Here is a 14,978-nt window from a genome sequence, read left to right as displayed (position 1 = left end):
TTACGCCTTCTTCGAGTCGTAGGTTTGGGTGCCGCGCAGCCAGGTGCCAACCACGCGGGCGGAAAATTCGATGCCTTCGTACGGGGTGTTCGAGGCCTTGGACGCCATCTCATCGCCGTGGGCGGTCCACGGCGATTCCGGGTCCACCAGCACCAGGTTGGCCGGCTCGCCAACAGCGATCGGGCGGCCCTGGTCTTTCAGGCGCAGGATCTCTGCCGGGCGCTCGCTCATGACCTTGGCCACGAAGCGCCAATCAGCGTCGCCCGGCTCCACGAAGATGCGGTGGACCACGGCCAAAGAGGTCTCCAGGCCGAGCATGCCGGGCTTGGCGTGCTCGAACTCCACGCACTTGTCTTCAGAGCCGTGCGGGGCGTGGTCGGTGGCGACCACGTCGACGGTGCCGTCGAGAAGCGCCTGCTTGAGCGCTTCGGCGTCGCGGGCCTCGCGCAGCGGCGGGTTCACACGGAACAGGCCGTCGTAGGTGGCGAGCTTCTCGTCGGTGAGCATGAGGTGGTGCGGGGTGACCTCGGCGGTGACGTCGATGCCCTGGTTCTTGGCAAAGCGCAAAAGCTCCACGGTGCCCTCGGTGGAGGCGTGGCACAGGTGGTAGCGGCCGCCGTAGTCGCGGGTCATGATCGCGTCGCGCGCCACAATGGACTCCTCCGCCACGCGCGGCCAGCCGCGCAGGCCCAGGCGCGCGGCCTGCTCGCCCTCGTGGGCGACGGAACCTTCGGTCATGCGGTGGTCCTCGGCGTGCTGCGCGAGCACCACATCGTGCGCCTTGGCGTACTCGATGGCGCGGCGCATCAGCTGCGGGTCGTTGACGCACTTGCCGTCGTCAGAGAACATGCGCACGCCGCTGCGCGCCATCAAACCGATCTCGGTGAGCTGCTCACCCTTCAAGCCCTGGGAGATGGAGCCGACCGGGTAGACGTCGCACTTGCCGTACTCCTGGCCCTTCGTCCACACCGCCTCGGCGAGAAACGGCTGGTCAATCACCGGAGAGGTGTTCGCCATGGTGAACACGGCGGTAAAACCGCCCTTGGCCGCGGCGTCGGAGCCGGTGGCGATGGTCTCGGTGTCCTCGCGGCCGGGCTCGCGCAGGTGCACGTGCATGTCCACCAGGCCCGGCAGCAGCACGTTGCCCCCGCAGTCCATGACCTCGTCCGCGTCGTCAAAGGGGTTCTCCCCGACCGCGTCGATCACGCCGTCGGCGACGTCGATGAGAATGTTGGTCACGTCCTCGCCGTACGGGCGGACGTTGTTCAAAGCGAGCGTGGTCACTTGCTGGCTCCTTCCTCATTGCCGCCCTGCTCTCCTGAGCTGGCGAGCAGCGTAAACAGCACGGCCATGCGGGTGTAGACACCGTTGGAGACCTGGCCCAGCACCACGGCGTTGTCGCGGTCCGCGACGTCGAAGTTGATTTCCATGCCGCGCAGCATTGGACCCGGGTGCATGATCAGCGCCGAGTCCTTCATGCGGTTCGCGCGGTCCTTGCTCAGCCCGTAGAGGGTGGCGTACTCGCGGTGCGACGGGAAGAAGCCGCCGTGCATGCGCTCAGCCTGCACGCGCAGCATCATCACCACGTCCGCCTGCTCGACCTCCGCGTCGAAGTCGTGCGACACGCGCGCCGGCCAGTACTGCACGCCGGTGGGCAGAAGCGTCGGCGGGGCCACCAGCACAACCTCTGCGCCGAGGGTGTGCAGCAGGTCCACGTTGGAGCGCGCCACGCGCGAGTGCAGGATGTCGCCGACGATGAGCACGGTCTTGCCGGCCACGTCGCCGATGTGCTGGCGCATAGTCACCGCGTCCAAAAGCGCCTGGGTGGGGTGCTGGTGCTGGCCGTCGCCTGCGTTGATGATGCTGGTCTCCGGCAGCCACGTGCGCAGAAGCTGGGATGCGCCCGAGGCCGGGTGGCGCATGATGATCGCGTCCGCGCCGATGGCCTCGAGGGTCGCCGCGGTGTCTTTGAGCGACTCGCCCTTCTTCACCGACGACGAGGACGCGGACAGGTTGATCACGTCCGCGCTCATCCACTTGCCCGCGGTCTCAAACGACGAGCGGGTGCGGGTGGAGTTTTCGTAGAACAGCGTCATCACTGTGCGGCCGCGCAGGGTGGGCAGCTTCTTTATCTCGCGGCCGTCCAGGGCTTCGCGGAAACGGTCCGCTTCGTCCATCAGGCCGACAATTTCCTCGCGGGTAAGGTCCGCGATGTCGATCAGGTGCTTCATTTACGCCTCCCTAGCCAGCGTGACCCGGTCCTCGGCGTCGAGCGGCGTCAGCGAAACGGTGACGTCCTCGTCCTTCGAGGTGGGGATGTTTTTTCCCACGTAGTCCGCGCGGATGGGCAGTTCTCTGTGGCCGCGGTCCACTAGCACCGCCAGCTGGATGGCCGCGGGACGGCCGATGTCGCGCAGGGAATCCAGCGCCGCGCGGATGGTGCGGCCGGAGTACAAAACGTCGTCGACCAGGATGACCACTGCCCCGTCAATGTCCACCGGGATGTTGGTGGGGCGCAGTGCGCGGTGGGGGCGGTTGCGCAGGTCGTCGCGGTAGAGCGTCACGTCCAGGCTGCCCACGGGGATTGCCACCCCGGAAAATTCTTCAACGGCCTCTGCGATGCGCTGCGCCAACGGCACTCCCCCGGACGGAATTCCCAGCAGCACAACCTGCGGACTGGTCTCATCGTCCAACGCCGTTTTTTCGATGATCTGGTGCGCGATGCGTGCAACAGTGCGGCCGACATCTTGAGCGTTCAGCAACTCAACGGTCGACCGTTCGTTCTCACTCATCGAACCTCCTTCCCCGCCTCACAGTGCGGAATTTAAAGGATTTCGAACCGGCCCCGCCTACCGGGGCCGTGTGTAGTCTTGGGACCGCGTTTCACCTTAGCACCTGCACGTATAAACCGGGAAGGATTCCATGGGCATCCACGCTGAGTACACCCTCCCCTTCGACCGCGACACCGTCTGGCGCTGGCACACCCGCCCAGGCGCGGTCACCCGCCTTACCCCCGGTTTCCTGCCGATGCGGGTGGCAAGCGAAGCGGCGTCGATACGCAGCGGCACCACGGTGTTTCGCCTCCCCTCGGGCCAGAAGTGGGTCGCGCGCCACCTCGCCGACGGCTACGTCGCGGGCCGGCAGTTCACCGACGTCGCCGCGAACCAGCCGGTGCGCGCGACTACTGGTTGGCGCCACGTGCACCGTTTCGAGGACGCGGGCGAGGGCACATTGCTTATCGACGACGTCAGCGCCCGCATCCCGGAAGCCGCGCTCCGCCCCGCTTGGGCCTACCGCCAGCGCCAGCTGGTTCAGGACCTGCGGTTCATCGCCTCCCTGCCTCAGGCCGCCCCGAAAACGGTGGCCATGACCGGCTCCAGTGGCCTCGTCGGCACCCACCTGCGCGCGCAGCTGACCACCGCCGGGCACACCGTGATCCCGCTGGTGCGCGGAAAGGCGGGTCCCGGCGAGCGGCACTGGGACATGGACAACCCGGCGCCCGACCTGCTAGCCGGCGTGGACGGGGTGATCCACCTCGCGGGCGAGACCATCATGGGCCGGTTCACCGAGGAGAAGAAGCGCAGCATCCGCGACTCGCGCGTGGAGCCCACCCGCCGACTCGCCCGCCTCGCCGCGGACTCGGGAGTGGAGGTCTTCGTCGGCGCCTCGGCGGTGGGGTACTACGGGACAGATGCTGGCAGCGTTCCACGCACCGAGGCTGACGGGCCCGGCGAGGGGTTCTTGGCCGAGGTCTGCGACGCCTGGGAGCACGCCGCCAATGTCGACGGGGTACGCAGCGTGCACATCCGCACCGGGCTGGCGCTGTCCAGCGCGGGCGGGCTGTTGCCTGTGCTCAAAGCCAGCGTTAACGCGGGGCTCACCGCGCAGTTCGGCCGCGGCGATTTCTGGATGAGCTGGGTGGCGCTGGACGACCTGACCGACTTCTACGTCCGCGCTCTGCTGGACGGCACGGTGTCCGGGCCCGTCAACGCCACGGCGCCAGAGCCGGTGACCAACGCCGAGATGTCTGCCACCCTCGCCCGCCTGCTGCGCCGGCCGGACCTGTTTTCCATCCCGACGTTCGGCCCGAAACTGCTGCTGGGCAAAGAGGGCGCGCACGAGCTCGCGCTGGCGGACCAACGCGTCCTGCCCACCGTGGCGGCGAAGCACGGCTGGCGGCTGCGCTACCCCAACCTCGACGCAGCCCTGCGCCACGAGTTGGGCCGCGAGCAGCTGCTAGTCTCGCAGGCGTGACTACAGATCAAACCGAAGAGCCCGTCCAGCCGAGCGAGCACCCCGAACGCAACGTGACCGAGAAGGTCACACCTGAGGCCGTCGCAGCGATCTTCGAGGAGGAAAACCTCGAGTACCGCATCGAAGACCAGCTGGTGCGTTCCGGCTTCATTAACGCCGCCATTGCGGTCGTCATCGATGGCGATCACCTCGTGTTCGAGGCGCTGTGGCGCGGCGAGTTCCCCCGCGAGATGGCGCCGAAGGTGCTCTACGCGTGCAACGAGCACAACCAGACGCACTTCGCGCCCACCCTGCGTTTCTTCGAACGCGGCGAGGACCAGCTGGCCATCAGCGCCATCCGCGCGATGCGCATCGCCGAGGGTGCGTCGTTCAACCAGCTCGGCGCGTTCATCGCCAGCTCCATCGACACCACGTTGCAGGCCTTCGACTTTTTGAAGAACACTTTCCCCACCGTTGTCACCTGGGAGGAGCCGCAGTAATGAGCAACGCAACGCTCGTGACCATCGACCGCGTGATCAAGGCCATGGCCGGCCACGACGTGGAGGTCTCCGACGACCCCTCGGGCCGCGCGGGCCACGCCAACGTCAACGGCTACAATCTGCTGTTCGTGCTGCTGGATTCCGTGCTCATCGTTCGCGCGGACTCCGTCACCGACACCCCAGCCGACACGCCTGACGCCACGTTGTACCTGGCGGCGAACCAGGTCAACAGCTCCTACCTGGACGCGCGCGCACTGGTGGTCAACCGCACCGAGAACCTCGTCGTGCGCACCGAGTCCGAGATCCAGGTTGGCGCGGGGCTCGCGGACGACCAGCTCTCCAACTCGCTCAAGGCCGCCGTCGACGGCGTGCTGGCCACCCAGGACGCGATGCGGGCGCTGGTCGGCGAGGTTCAGAAGCAGGCCGAGGCCGCCGGCGTCGCGCCGGCTGACGGCGAGACCGACTCCCCGGCCGAGCCCGACCCCACCGACTCCGCCGACTAGGAGTTCGCCAGACGCTCAAGCTCAACCTCGGGATCGAATTCGGCGGCAGGCCACTCGAGGTTGAGCGACTTGAGCGCATCGAAAAGCAATGCCTTGACCACCGTGCGGCAGTACTTCTTGTTGTCGGACGGGATGCAGTACCACGGCGCGACCTCTGTGGACGTGCGCGTCATGGCGATCTGGTAGGCGTCCATGAACTGGCTCCACAGCTTGCGGTCGTCGATGTCGGAAGGGTTGTACTTCCAGTGCTTATCCGCGCGCTCGATGCGCTTTTTCAGGTTCTCAGCCTGGAACTCGCGCGAAATGTGCGGCATCACCTTGATGATCTTCGTGCCGTTTGCTGCGAGCTCGTTTTCGAACTCCACGATCGCGCCGTAGCGGCGCTCGATCTCCTCCGGCGGCGCCATCTGCTTCACGCGCTGCACCAGCACGTCCTCGTAGTGCGAGCGGTCGAACACCGCGATCTGCCCCGGCTTGGGCAGGTGCGGGGTGAAGCGCCACAAGAAATCGTGGGCGGCTTCCTCCTCCGTCGGGCGCCCGAATCCCTGGACGCGCACGCCCTGCAGGTCCATGGTCGCCCCGATGACGTTGCGGACGATGCCGCCCTTGCCGGAGGTGTCCATGCCCTGCAGCACCAGCAGGATCGAACCGGCGTCCTCGTTGCCGGCGCGTCCGTTGGCGAAGAGCATCTCCTGCAGCTCGTCAAGGTCGTCGTCGTAGTCCTTGAACGCGTCGTCCACGTCCGAGACGCCCGGTGTCGCAGCTGGGTCCACGTCCACGAGCTGGAAATCGGGGCCCACGAAAAACTGCTTGGCTTCTTCAACGGTGAGCTTCGACATGTCGCTTCCTTTCGGTGGTGTGCGGTCTGGAAGTCGAGTAAAGGAGGTCGAGTACGCCGCTCAATGGGCGTGTACTCGACCTCCTCTACTCGACTTTCTGCCGGGCCCGGTACTAGCCGCGGGTCCCGTCCGTCGCCGGTTCCCCGGCCTCCAAGTCTTCGGTGGACTCGGCGATCTCGTGGGCCGTGGCTGCGTCGGTGTCCTCCGCCTGCTCCAGCCCGGAGTCCTCTGAGTGCTCATCGGTGGGGGCACTCTCGTCCTCTACCGGGTAGGCGTCTTCCGCGCCCTCGCCGGCAAACGGCGAGTTGGACGCTGCGCGCTGGGCGATGCCGTCGAGCACGACGTTAATGTACGGCGCTGCCTGGGCCCCGGAGTACTCCGCGGCCATCTCCACCCCCTCGGCGATGGAGATCGGCGCGTCCACCTCGTCGTTGAACAGAATCTCCCACGCCGCAACGCGCAGGATCTGACGGTCCACGGCGGGCAGGCGGAACAGCTCCCAGTCCTCGGAGAGGTGGCGCTCAATAGCGTCGTCGAGGTCGTCCAGCTTCTCCGCCGCGCCCGCGACGATGGTGCGGGTGTAGTCCGCCACCGGCGCGACTGCGTTGAGCGGGTCCTGGGACAGCTGCGCGCGGTCCTCCACGATCGCCACAGGATCGATGTCGCGGGTCTCCGCCTCGAAAAGGATGTCTACTGCCCGGCGACGCGCACGGTAGCGCGCGCCGTGTCGTTTGTAATCGGGCATTAGTTGTTCACGCGAGACAGGTACTCGCCGGTGCGGGTGTCCACCTTGACCACGTTGCCGGTCTCCAGGAACAGCGGCACCTGGATCTCAGCACCGGTCTCCAGGGTTGCCGGCTTGGTGCCGCCGGTGGAGCGGTCGCCCTGCAGGCCCGGCTCGGTCTGCTCGATCTTCAGATCCACAGAGATCGGCAGCTCGGCGAACAGCGCCTCGCCCTCGTGGAAGGAAACCTGCACGCGCATGTTCTCCAGCAGGAAGCGAGCGGCATCGCCGAACTTGTCTGCCGGCAGCTCGTACTGCTCGAACGTCTTGTCGTCCATGACAACGTAGTTGGTGCCGTCGTTGTACAGGTAGGTCATGTCGCGGCGGTCAACGGTTGCGGTCTCCACCTTCACACCAGCGTTCCAGGTCTTGTCCACGGTCTTGCCGGTGACAACGTCCTTGAGCTTGGTGCGCACGAACGCCGGGCCCTTGCCGGGCTTGACGTGCTGGAACTCGATGATCTGCTGCAGCTTGCCTTCGTTCTTCAGCACCAGGCCGTTCTTGAAATCGGCGGTAGTTGCCATGGTAAGTACCTTCCTCCTGGGAGTATCGGGGCGTGTGCAAACACAACAATGTTACAGCACTGTCAGTTCCTTGGTGTACTCCGTGATCACCTTCGGTGCCGCCGAGGTGATGATGAGCGTGTCCTCAATACGCACGCCGGCCTTGCCCGGGATGTAGATGCCGGGCTCGATGGTCAAGGTCATACCCTCCTCGAGCACGCCGGAACCGGTCTTTGCCGCGCTGGGAGCCTCGTGCACGTCCAGCCCCACGCCGTGGCCCGTGGAGTGCACGAAGTACTCGCCGTATCCGGCCTCCTCGATCACGTCGCGGCAGGCCTTGTCCACGTCCACAAGCTTCGTCCCCGGCACCGCCGCTTTCACTCCCGCGAGCTGGGAGGCGAAGGTGACCTCGTAGATCTCGCGCTCAAGGGTGCCGATCTCCCCGATCGCGAACGTGCGGGTCATATCCGAGTTGAAGCCGAGGCGGTGCATGCCGAAGTCGATGGTGACCAGATCGCCCTCCGCGATCACCCGGTCGCCGGCGCTATGGTGCGGCTTCGCCGAGTTCGGCCCGGATGCGACGATGGTGTCGAAGCTGACGCGCTCCGCGCCGAGCACGCGCATGCGGTATTCCAGGTCCGCAGCGACTTCCCGCTCGGTGCGGCCGGCGCGCAGCTCGCCGGCGTCCAACACTGCGTCGATCGCCTGCACCGTCAGCTCCGCAGCCTCCGTCAAGCGCGTGAGTTCCAGGTTGTCCTTGATCAGACGGATCTCCTCGATCACCCCGCTCACCGGCACGAGCGTGACCCCCTCGGGGCACGCCTCGCGCAGCTTCTCCAGCTGGGCAACCGAAACGTAGTCTGCTTCAAAGCCCACGCGGTGCCCCTCGGCGGCCTTGGACAGCATGGCCACGCCGACGTTGCGCTCGATGGTGGCCGCAATGTCCGGCACTTCCTCGCCGATCTGGGTGGTGTAGCGCCCGTCGGTGGCAATTGCGGCGGTGCGGTCCTTCGACACCAGCATCGCGCTGTTCGACCCGGAGAAGCCGGACAGGTAGCGCACGTGGGTCAGGTGGGTGACCAGCATGTCGTCGATGCGGCGCTCCGCCAGCTTCGTGGACAACTTGCGGCGGCGGTCCTCAAAACGGGTGTCTGCCAATGCCATTAGAACCTCCTTGCGTAGTAGTCGAGCGCGAGCCGGTAGCCGTCCACCCCCAACCCCGCAATGACGCCTTCGGCGATCGGCGAAAGGTAGGAGTGCGCCCTAAACGGCTCGCGTGCGTGCACGTTGGAAATGTGCACCTCGATAAAGCCGTGGTGATCTTTCAGTTCTACCAGCGCGTCGCGCAGCGCGACTGAGGTATGGGTAAATCCGCCGGGATTGATCACCACGGCCCACCCGTTGTCCGCCGCCTCGTGCACCCAGTCGATCAATTCGCCCTCGTGGTTGGACTGGCGGCACTCCACCTCCACGCCGAGCTCGCTGCCTCGCTCACACAATTGCTTCTCGACGTCCGCCAGCGTCACCGACCCGTAGATCTCCGGCTGACGCTTTCCCAGCCTGTTCAAGTTCGGCCCGTTGAGCACCAGAATCTTCATCGCTACTCCGAAATCGCATCAAAGGCCGCGCGCATCTCCTCCACCGTCGCATCCTCGAGCCGGGTGGCTGAGCCCAACCCGTCGAGGACGACGAAGCGGATACGCCCGTCGCGGTTCTTCTTGTCCAGCAGCATTGCGTCGTGCAGCTCGTCGAACGCGCCCGCCTCGTAACGGGTGGGAAGGCCCGCCTTTGTCAGGATTTCTTCGTGGAGGGCGACCAAGGATGCGTCGTTAAGCTTCCTGCCCAATGACAGGTGGGCGACGAACATCATGCCCACCGCAACCGCGTTGCCGTGGCGCCAGGTGTAGTTCTCGCGGCGTTCAATGGCGTGGCCGAGGGTGTGGCCGTAGTTGAGAATCTCGCGCAGGCCGGACTCCTTGAGGTCCTGCCCGACAACATTCGCCTTCACCGCCACGGAACGGCGCACCAGCTCCGGCCAGTGGTGCTCGGCGCCGTCCTGGTAGAGCTCCAAAATGCGCGGATCCGCAATAAAGCCGGTTTTGATCAACTCCGCGGAGCCGGAGACAACCTCCGCCTCCGGGAGGGTGTCAATGCGGGCGAGGTCGATAAACACGCTGTCCGGCTCGTGGAACGCCCCGACGAGGTTCTTGCCGGCCGCCGTGTTGATGCCGGTCTTGCCGCCGACGGCCGCATCCACCATGGCCAGAAGCGTGGTAGGCACCTGCACGACCTTGATGCCGCGCATCCACGTCGCCGCGGCGAAGCCAGCGAGATCCGTCACTGCGCCGCCGCCGAGGCCGACAACGGCGTCCTGGCGGGAAAAGCTGTGCGCGCCGAGGGTGTCCCACAGACTGGAAAGCACAGCCAGGTCCTTGCCTGCTTCCGCATCCGGCACGCACACCGCCACCGGCTCCACACCGGCGGACTCAAGCTGCTGCGCAAGCTCGCGCGCGGCATCAACCAGCGGCGCCTGGTGCACGACGAGTGCGCGGCGCGCGCCGACCTGTGCGACGCGCTGAGCCGCCTGGCCCAGGTTGCCGCGCCCGATATTGACCGCGTACGGGCTTTGCCCCGTCACCTCAACTACAGCCATGCGCCTCGCCTTTCTCCCGCAGGGCTAATCCACGTCAATGAACCCGAGGACTTCCGCCACCACACGCTGCGGTGGGCGCTCGTCCGTGCGCACGCGGAAGCTGGAGACCTCCCGGTAGAAGGACTCTCGCTGCTCCAAAAGGTCCCGGTAGCGCTGTTCGCGGTCCTCGCCGTCGAGCACCGGACGCGACGCATCCTCCGCCGTGCGGCGAATTCCTTCCTCGGCGGTGACGTCGATCCACACCACGGTGTGGCGCTGCAGGAGCGTGCGCACCTCTTCGGTGACAATCGCGCCGCCGCCGAGGCTGACCACCCCGCCGGTGGCGAGCGCGCGGGCCACGTAGCCCACCTCGAGCTCGCGGAAGGCGTTTTCGCCGAGCTCCGAGTACAACTCGCCGCAGGCCTTGCCCTCGCCCTGCTCCATGAGGAGATCGGAGTCCACGATGGGCAGGTTCAGTGCGCTGGCGATCCGCCGGCCGATCGTCGACTTGCCCGCTCCCGGCATGCCCACCAGCACAACACGCGGCGCGGAGTGCACCAACGCAGGCGCCGCAGTGACGAGTTCGGTCGCACTCGGCGCATCGTTCTCGTCGAACGGTGTTGCGCTGTCCGCGCCATCAGCGCGCGCGGCTTCCGGAGCGAGACCGTGCACCAAATCGTTGACAATATCTGCCGGGGATGCCCCGGCCGGAGTGGTCATGCCAAATCCTCCTCTCGGGCGAACGCGAGCCGGTCCGCCGCGTACGCGCGGTACGCCTCCACGTTGCGTCGAACCTCATCCACAGTATCGCCGCCGAACTTCTCCGACACTGCTTGCGCGAGCACCAGCGCCACCATCGCCTCAGCGACGACTCCACCAGCGGGCACCGCGCACACGTCCGAACGCTGGTGAATGCCGGTGGCGGCTTCCCCGGTGGACATGTCCACGGTCTTCAGCGCGCGCGGGACAGTCGAAATCGGCTTCATGGCCGCACGCACGCGCAACTGCTCGCCGTTGGTCATGCCGCCCTCGAGGCCGCCGGCACGGTTCGTTGAACGTGTCACGCCGCCCTGCCCGCGCACCATCTCGTCGTGCGCCTGCGAACCCCGGCGGCGGGCCTCCTCGAAACCGTCGCCGACCTCGACACCCTTCACAGACTGGATGCCCATCAGCGCGCCAGCCAGGCGCGCGTCAAGGCGGCGTTCGCCGGAGACGTGCGAGCCCAGGCCGACCGGCAAACCGTCCACGATGACCTCGACAACGCCGCCGAGGGTGTCCCCGTCCTTCTTCGCAGCCTCGATGCGGGCGACCATGTCCGCCTCCGCTTCTTTGTCGTAGGCGCGGACCGGGGAGGCGTCGATAGCCTCAATGTCCTCGAAGCTCGGGTGCGGCCCTGCGTACGGGGCGGACTCGCCGATGGAGATCACGTGCGAGAACACCTCCACACCGAGGGCTTCGCGCAGGAAGCTACGGGCCACAGTCGCAGCCGCCACGCGCGCCGCGGTCTCGCGCGCGGACGAGCGCTCGAGCACCGGACGGGCGGAGTCGAAGCCGTACTTGATCATGCCCGCGAAGTCTGCGTGGCCCGGGCGCGGGCGGGTCAGCGACGCTCCGCGCCCGGACGACATGGCCTTCGCCACCTCCGGGTCCTCCATGTCCACGGGTTCCGCGGACATGATCGTGGTCCACTTCGGCCACTCGGTGTTGCCGATCTGAATGGTAATGGGGCTGCCGATGGAGGTCCCGTGGACCACGCCGGTGAGAAGCGTAAGCTCATCGGCCTCGAACTTCATGCGTGCTCCACGCCCGTATCCGAGCCGGCGGCGCGCCAGCTGGTGGGCGATGTCTTCCTTGCGCACCGGCAATCCAGCCGGCGCGTTTTCCACTAACGCAATGAGGGCTTGGCCGTGCGACTCCCCGGCCGTTGTCCAACGAAGCATGGCGACATTCTTGCACAAGCCCCGCCAAATTCGGCCCTCAAACCCCCGAATACATACACAAAATAGGAAACAGCGCCCATCCGGCACCAAGCATCGACGGCCCGTGCGGCACCGCGCGCATCCCCGCAACAACAGCGACAGCAACACTGAGCAGGCCCGATAGCCCAATCGCCGCGACGACGCCGAAGGGCCCTCCCACGGCCGCGCAAGCCACCCCGAGCGGTACCGCGAGCTTGACGTCTCCCCCGCCAATTCCGCGGCCCACGAGAAGGTACAGCGCCGGCCACACCAGACCCCACGCCAACGACGGGTGCCACACGCACGCGATGGCAGCCGCCACCGCAGGCGGGACAGTCAACGGGTCCGGCAACCTGCGCTCGCGGATGTCGTAGGCCCCCAGCAGCGCCGACCACCCGAGAAAAACCACCCCTGCCGCAAACGCGGCGTATCCCCCGATCCCCATGCCCGCGAGGTTAGTGGGACTGCTCCCAGTGGCGCAATAGCGCCTCACGCATCGCCTCGCGCGGAGCCTCCACGCCGGTGAACTGCTCGAATTGGGCGTAGGACTGCCCGGCGAGCATGGACAACCCGCCCACCACCGGGTAGCCGTTCGAAGCGGCACGAATCGCTAGCGGGGTCGGCCACGGGTTGTAGATCACGTCGAACACCGGAGCGTGCCCGAGCTGTTCAGCGTGCTGCTTTAGCACATCCGCGGGCACAGTGGAGGCGACGACATCGGCTTGCAGCGCCACGCTCTCCAAGTCAGCGTCGTAGGTGCAGAAGGACACGTCCATCCCCTGCGCCAGCTCCACATACTCAGCAGCACGGTCCGAACGGTTGACCACCGTGACCTGTTCGCAGCCGAGCTCGCGCAGCGCCCACATCACCGCCCGTGCGGTGCCGCCGGCGCCGACAAGCACGGCGCGCTTCGGAAGGGTGTGCCCCAACAGCTCCCTCAACGCCACTAGGGCGCCCTCGCAATCGGTGTTGTCGGCGCGCCAGTGGCCGTCGACACGCGTGAGTGTGTTCGCGGAACCGATCTGTTGCGCGCGCTCAGTCACCTCGTCCGCAAAATCCAGCGCCGCAAACTTGCACGGCATGGTCACCGAGAAGCCGCGGTAGGTCTCGCCGGATTCCCGCACGACCCGGGAAAGCTCCTCTGCCTGGCAGAGAATCCTGGTATACTCCCAGCCCTCAAGGCCCGCCGCCTCGTACCCGGCGCCATGCAGCACCGGAGACAGCGAGTGCGCGATGGGCGAGCCGAGGACCGCTGCGCGGTGGGTGATCTCCATGAGCTAGCGCTGCGAGTCCAGCACGCCGGAGTCCACCGCACGCTGGGTGTCGTTGAGGTGCTGCTCGAAGGTGTCGTTGAAGATGGTCGTGCCGTCTTTGTCCACGGTGACGAAGAACAGCCAGTTGCCCTCGGCCGGGTGCTCCATCGCCTCGATGGCCTCGATCGACGGAGAGGCGATCGGGGTCTGCGGCAGACCGTCCATGGCGTAGGTGTTCCACGGGGTCACCCGACCACGGTCCTCGTCGGTCGTGGCGACCTCGACGGACGGCAGGCCGTAGTTGACCGTGGAGTCGAACTCCAGGCGCATCGGCTCATCCAGACGGTTGAGGATCACTCGCGCGACCTTGTCGAACTCGCCGGCCGGAGCCTCGCGCTCAACCAGCGACGCCGCCGTGAGCAATTCGTACGGGGTCAGGCCGACAGCCTTTGCGCGGCCGACAATGTCGGTGGATTCGTACTGCTTGGCGGACCGGGTGATCAGGTCAGTCAGGATCTCCTCCGCGCTCGCGTGCGGATCAATGACGTACTCGCCCGGAGCGATCAGGCCCTCAAGACGCTTCGCGTCGCCTGCGCGTCCGGCCACCGTTTCTCGCGCCCACTCGGGCACACCGAGGGCTTCCGGATCTGCATCCGCCGCAACCTTGTTCAGATCCTCCAGATTCACGCAATCAGGTGCTGGCTTCTCGCCGCACGCGGCTTGCTGAATCATGGTGAGGATGCCCAGGCGCTTCTGCCCGCCGAGGATGTTGATGTCCATCAAGGTCGCGCCGCCGTAGACCTGCAGCGGCGTGACGCGTTGCTGCGGGTCGAGCAGCGCCTCCACGGCGGACTCGGCGCTCATCTCCCCCTGCAGGCGGTAGAAACCGGGCTGGATGTTGTCGGCGTTTTGGTTGTTCGCCGCAGCAGTCTGGAATGCGTTGTCGGAGGCGACGATGCCGCGCTCTTCCAGCTCCGGGCCGAGCGCGGACAGGCTTGCGCCCTCCTTGATCTGTACTACCTGCTCCTCGCCGTTGCCCGTGCCCTCGTAATCCGACACGTTGTTGCCGCGGGCGATGGCGATCCAGGCGATCAAGCCGATGATCAGCAGGAGCGAAGCAACCAGCACTGCGGTGCTGCGTGTGCGCCGCATGGCGGCCTGTCGTGGGGTCACGGTTAAATCTCCTTGAGGTAGTTCTTGCGGCCGTCCAGCCATGATTGCAGAATCTCCACCGCCGCCGCCTGGTCGATCACGGCGCGCGCTTCCTTTTCGCGCACGCCTGAAGCTCGCAGCGCGTGCGTGGCGGCGACCGTGGTCAGTCGCTCGTCCGCCATTTTCACCGGCACGTCGCTGCGCCGCTTGATGCGGAACGCGATTTCTTTGGCGTGCTTGACGCTCTTGGAGCCGTCGCCGTTGAGGTTCGACGGCAGTCCGACAACGACCTCCACGGCGTCGAGCTCGTCGATAAGCTCAAGCAAACGCTCGATGTCTTCGCCGTCGCGGTCCTTGAACCCGGTGACCCGGCGGACCGTTTCCACCGGGGTGGCCAGCGTCGCGTCCTTGTCGGAGGAGGCCACGCCGATTCGGACGGTGCCCACATCGATGCCGATGCGGCGGCCCTGCCCCGGGTCGTCAACCCCCGGGGTGTCTGGCTGCACCTTCATCCGTGTGTCCTTTCCACCTTCGACGGCTACGTAAACAACAGACCGGTTACCGGCGGGGCGGTTAACTGGCCTTAGTTAAACCTAACCGTTTCCTGTGGAACCGGCGGGG

General features: G+C 66.5%; 18 protein-coding genes. 3 read left to right on the top strand and 15 right to left on the bottom strand.

The features are described 5' to 3' along the window. From MHX64_RS02820 to pyrR, 3 genes are read right to left on the bottom strand one after another with little or no spacing between them, the layout of a single operon-like run. The gene (locus MHX64_RS02820) at nt 1-1,284 is read right to left on the bottom strand and encodes a dihydroorotase (RefSeq protein WP_239355817.1); all 1,284 of its coding nucleotides are present in this window, start codon (nt 1,282-1,284) and stop codon (nt 1-3) included. Then, the gene (locus tag MHX64_RS02815; RefSeq protein WP_181888502.1) at nt 1,281-2,231 is read right to left on the bottom strand and encodes an aspartate carbamoyltransferase catalytic subunit; all 951 of its coding nucleotides are present in this window, start codon (nt 2,229-2,231) and stop codon (nt 1,281-1,283) included. The genes MHX64_RS02820 and MHX64_RS02815 overlap by 4 nt, the downstream gene beginning before the upstream one ends. After that, complete coding sequence (pyrR, locus tag MHX64_RS02810; protein ID WP_181888503.1) at nt 2,232-2,792, bottom strand: bifunctional pyr operon transcriptional regulator/uracil phosphoribosyltransferase PyrR; 561 nt, start codon at nt 2,790-2,792, stop codon at nt 2,232-2,234. Between the two features lie 130 nt (nt 2,793-2,922). Between pyrR and MHX64_RS02805 the strand changes: the two genes are divergently transcribed. The 3 genes from MHX64_RS02805 to MHX64_RS02795 are packed head-to-tail and all read left to right on the top strand — an operon-like array spanning nt 2,923 to nt 5,236. Next, a complete protein-coding gene (locus MHX64_RS02805; protein WP_239355818.1) occupies nt 2,923-4,254 on the top strand; it encodes a TIGR01777 family oxidoreductase in 1,332 nt (443 codons plus the stop codon). Beyond that, nucleotides 4,251-4,733, top strand: a complete 483-nt coding sequence (locus MHX64_RS02800; protein ID WP_239355819.1) for a YbjN domain-containing protein — start codon at nt 4,251-4,253, stop codon at nt 4,731-4,733. Before MHX64_RS02805 ends, MHX64_RS02800 begins: the two co-directional genes overlap by 4 nt. Beyond that, entirely contained in the window at nt 4,733-5,236 is a 504-nt protein-coding gene (locus tag MHX64_RS02795; RefSeq protein WP_239355820.1) for a YbjN domain-containing protein, read from the top strand. Before MHX64_RS02800 ends, MHX64_RS02795 begins: the two co-directional genes overlap by 1 nt. Here the strand turns inward: MHX64_RS02795 and MHX64_RS02790 are convergent. The 12 genes from MHX64_RS02790 to ruvX form a co-directional block, all read right to left on the bottom strand. After that, the gene (locus tag MHX64_RS02790; protein ID WP_239355821.1) at nt 5,233-6,075 is read right to left on the bottom strand and encodes a PPK2 family polyphosphate kinase; all 843 of its coding nucleotides are present in this window, start codon (nt 6,073-6,075) and stop codon (nt 5,233-5,235) included. The genes MHX64_RS02795 and MHX64_RS02790 overlap by 4 nt on opposite strands. Before the next feature lie 112 nt (nt 6,076-6,187). After that, nucleotides 6,188-6,820 carry a transcription antitermination factor NusB gene (gene nusB / locus MHX64_RS02785; protein ID WP_239306410.1) on the bottom strand — a complete coding sequence of 211 codons (633 nt, stop codon included), beginning with the start codon at nt 6,818-6,820 and terminating at the stop codon, nt 6,188-6,190. After that, nucleotides 6,820-7,383 carry an elongation factor P gene (efp, locus tag MHX64_RS02780; protein ID WP_181888509.1) on the bottom strand — a complete coding sequence of 188 codons (564 nt, stop codon included), beginning with the start codon at nt 7,381-7,383 and terminating at the stop codon, nt 6,820-6,822. Before efp ends, nusB begins: the two co-directional genes overlap by 1 nt. Before the next feature lie 51 nt (nt 7,384-7,434). Further along, a complete protein-coding gene (locus MHX64_RS02775) occupies nt 7,435-8,526 on the bottom strand; it encodes an aminopeptidase P family protein (RefSeq protein ID WP_239355822.1) in 1,092 nt (363 codons plus the stop codon). Further along, on the bottom strand, nt 8,526-8,960 hold the full coding sequence (gene aroQ / locus MHX64_RS02770; protein ID WP_239355823.1) for a type II 3-dehydroquinate dehydratase: 435 nt from the start codon (nt 8,958-8,960) through the stop codon (nt 8,526-8,528). Before aroQ ends, MHX64_RS02775 begins: the two co-directional genes overlap by 1 nt. 2 nt (nt 8,961-8,962) lie before the next feature. Further along, nucleotides 8,963-10,015 carry a 3-dehydroquinate synthase gene (gene aroB / locus MHX64_RS02765; protein WP_239355824.1) on the bottom strand — a complete coding sequence of 351 codons (1,053 nt, stop codon included), beginning with the start codon at nt 10,013-10,015 and terminating at the stop codon, nt 8,963-8,965. 24 nt (nt 10,016-10,039) lie between these two features. Continuing rightward, the gene (locus MHX64_RS02760) at nt 10,040-10,519 is read right to left on the bottom strand and encodes a shikimate kinase (protein ID WP_239355861.1); all 480 of its coding nucleotides are present in this window, start codon (nt 10,517-10,519) and stop codon (nt 10,040-10,042) included. 191 nt (nt 10,520-10,710) lie between these two features. Continuing rightward, the gene (gene aroC / locus MHX64_RS02755; protein ID WP_239355825.1) at nt 10,711-11,934 is read right to left on the bottom strand and encodes a chorismate synthase; all 1,224 of its coding nucleotides are present in this window, start codon (nt 11,932-11,934) and stop codon (nt 10,711-10,713) included. A 37-nt stretch (nt 11,935-11,971) separates the two neighbouring features. Continuing rightward, nucleotides 11,972-12,397, bottom strand: coding sequence for a prepilin peptidase (locus tag MHX64_RS02750; protein WP_239355826.1), 426 nt, complete (start codon nt 12,395-12,397; stop codon nt 11,972-11,974). A gap of 10 nt (nt 12,398-12,407) precedes the next feature. Beyond that, nucleotides 12,408-13,226, bottom strand: a complete 819-nt coding sequence (locus MHX64_RS02745; RefSeq protein ID WP_239355827.1) for a shikimate dehydrogenase — start codon at nt 13,224-13,226, stop codon at nt 12,408-12,410. Between the two features lie 3 nt (nt 13,227-13,229). After that, nucleotides 13,230-14,357 (bottom strand): endolytic transglycosylase MltG, encoded by a 1,128-nt coding sequence (gene mltG, locus MHX64_RS02740; protein ID WP_239355862.1) that lies wholly within the window; start codon nt 14,355-14,357, stop codon nt 13,230-13,232. 23 nt (nt 14,358-14,380) lie between these two features. Next, a complete protein-coding gene (ruvX, locus tag MHX64_RS02735; protein WP_239355828.1) occupies nt 14,381-14,869 on the bottom strand; it encodes a Holliday junction resolvase RuvX in 489 nt (162 codons plus the stop codon). Nucleotides 14,870-14,978 lie beyond the last annotated feature (109 nt).

Origin of the sequence: Corynebacterium sp. ACRPZ, from assembly GCF_022346205.1 — a bacterium.
GTDB lineage: Bacteria > Actinomycetota > Actinomycetes > Mycobacteriales > Mycobacteriaceae > Corynebacterium > Corynebacterium lehmanniae.
The sequence above is the reverse complement of the archived record's forward strand: the minus strand, read 5'-3'. Positions and strand labels throughout refer to the sequence as shown.

Bases quoted from the DNA above. Each gene is read 5' to 3' on its own strand.
- ruvX (WP_239355828.1), bottom strand. From the start codon at position 14,869: ATGAAGGTGCAGCCAGACACCCCGGGGGTTGACGACCCGGGGCAGGGC.
- MHX64_RS02790 (WP_239355821.1), bottom strand. From the start codon at position 6,075: ATGTCGAAGCTCACCGTTGAAGAAGCCAAGCAGTTTTTCGTGGGCCCC.
- aroB (WP_239355824.1), bottom strand. From the start codon at position 10,015: ATGGCTGTAGTTGAGGTGACGGGGCAAAGCCCGTACGCGGTCAATATC.
- mltG (WP_239355862.1), bottom strand. From the start codon at position 14,357: ATGCGGCGCACACGCAGCACCGCAGTGCTGGTTGCTTCGCTCCTGCTG.
- MHX64_RS02815 (WP_181888502.1), bottom strand. From the start codon at position 2,231: ATGAAGCACCTGATCGACATCGCGGACCTTACCCGCGAGGAAATTGTC.
- MHX64_RS02775 (WP_239355822.1), bottom strand. From the start codon at position 8,526: ATGGCATTGGCAGACACCCGTTTTGAGGACCGCCGCCGCAAGTTGTCC.
- efp (WP_181888509.1), bottom strand. From the start codon at position 7,383: ATGGCAACTACCGCCGATTTCAAGAACGGCCTGGTGCTGAAGAACGAA.
- pyrR (WP_181888503.1), bottom strand. From the start codon at position 2,792: ATGAGTGAGAACGAACGGTCGACCGTTGAGTTGCTGAACGCTCAAGAT.
- MHX64_RS02795 (WP_239355820.1), top strand. From the start codon at position 4,733: ATGAGCAACGCAACGCTCGTGACCATCGACCGCGTGATCAAGGCCATG.
- aroQ (WP_239355823.1), bottom strand. From the start codon at position 8,960: ATGAAGATTCTGGTGCTCAACGGGCCGAACTTGAACAGGCTGGGAAAG.
- MHX64_RS02745 (WP_239355827.1), bottom strand. From the start codon at position 13,226: ATGGAGATCACCCACCGCGCAGCGGTCCTCGGCTCGCCCATCGCGCAC.
- MHX64_RS02760 (WP_239355861.1), bottom strand. From the start codon at position 10,519: ATGCCGGGAGCGGGCAAGTCGACGATCGGCCGGCGGATCGCCAGCGCA.
- MHX64_RS02805 (WP_239355818.1), top strand. From the start codon at position 2,923: ATGGGCATCCACGCTGAGTACACCCTCCCCTTCGACCGCGACACCGTC.
- nusB (WP_239306410.1), bottom strand. From the start codon at position 6,820: ATGCCCGATTACAAACGACACGGCGCGCGCTACCGTGCGCGTCGCCGG.
- aroC (WP_239355825.1), bottom strand. From the start codon at position 11,934: ATGCTTCGTTGGACAACGGCCGGGGAGTCGCACGGCCAAGCCCTCATT.
- MHX64_RS02750 (WP_239355826.1), bottom strand. From the start codon at position 12,397: ATGGGGATCGGGGGATACGCCGCGTTTGCGGCAGGGGTGGTTTTTCTC.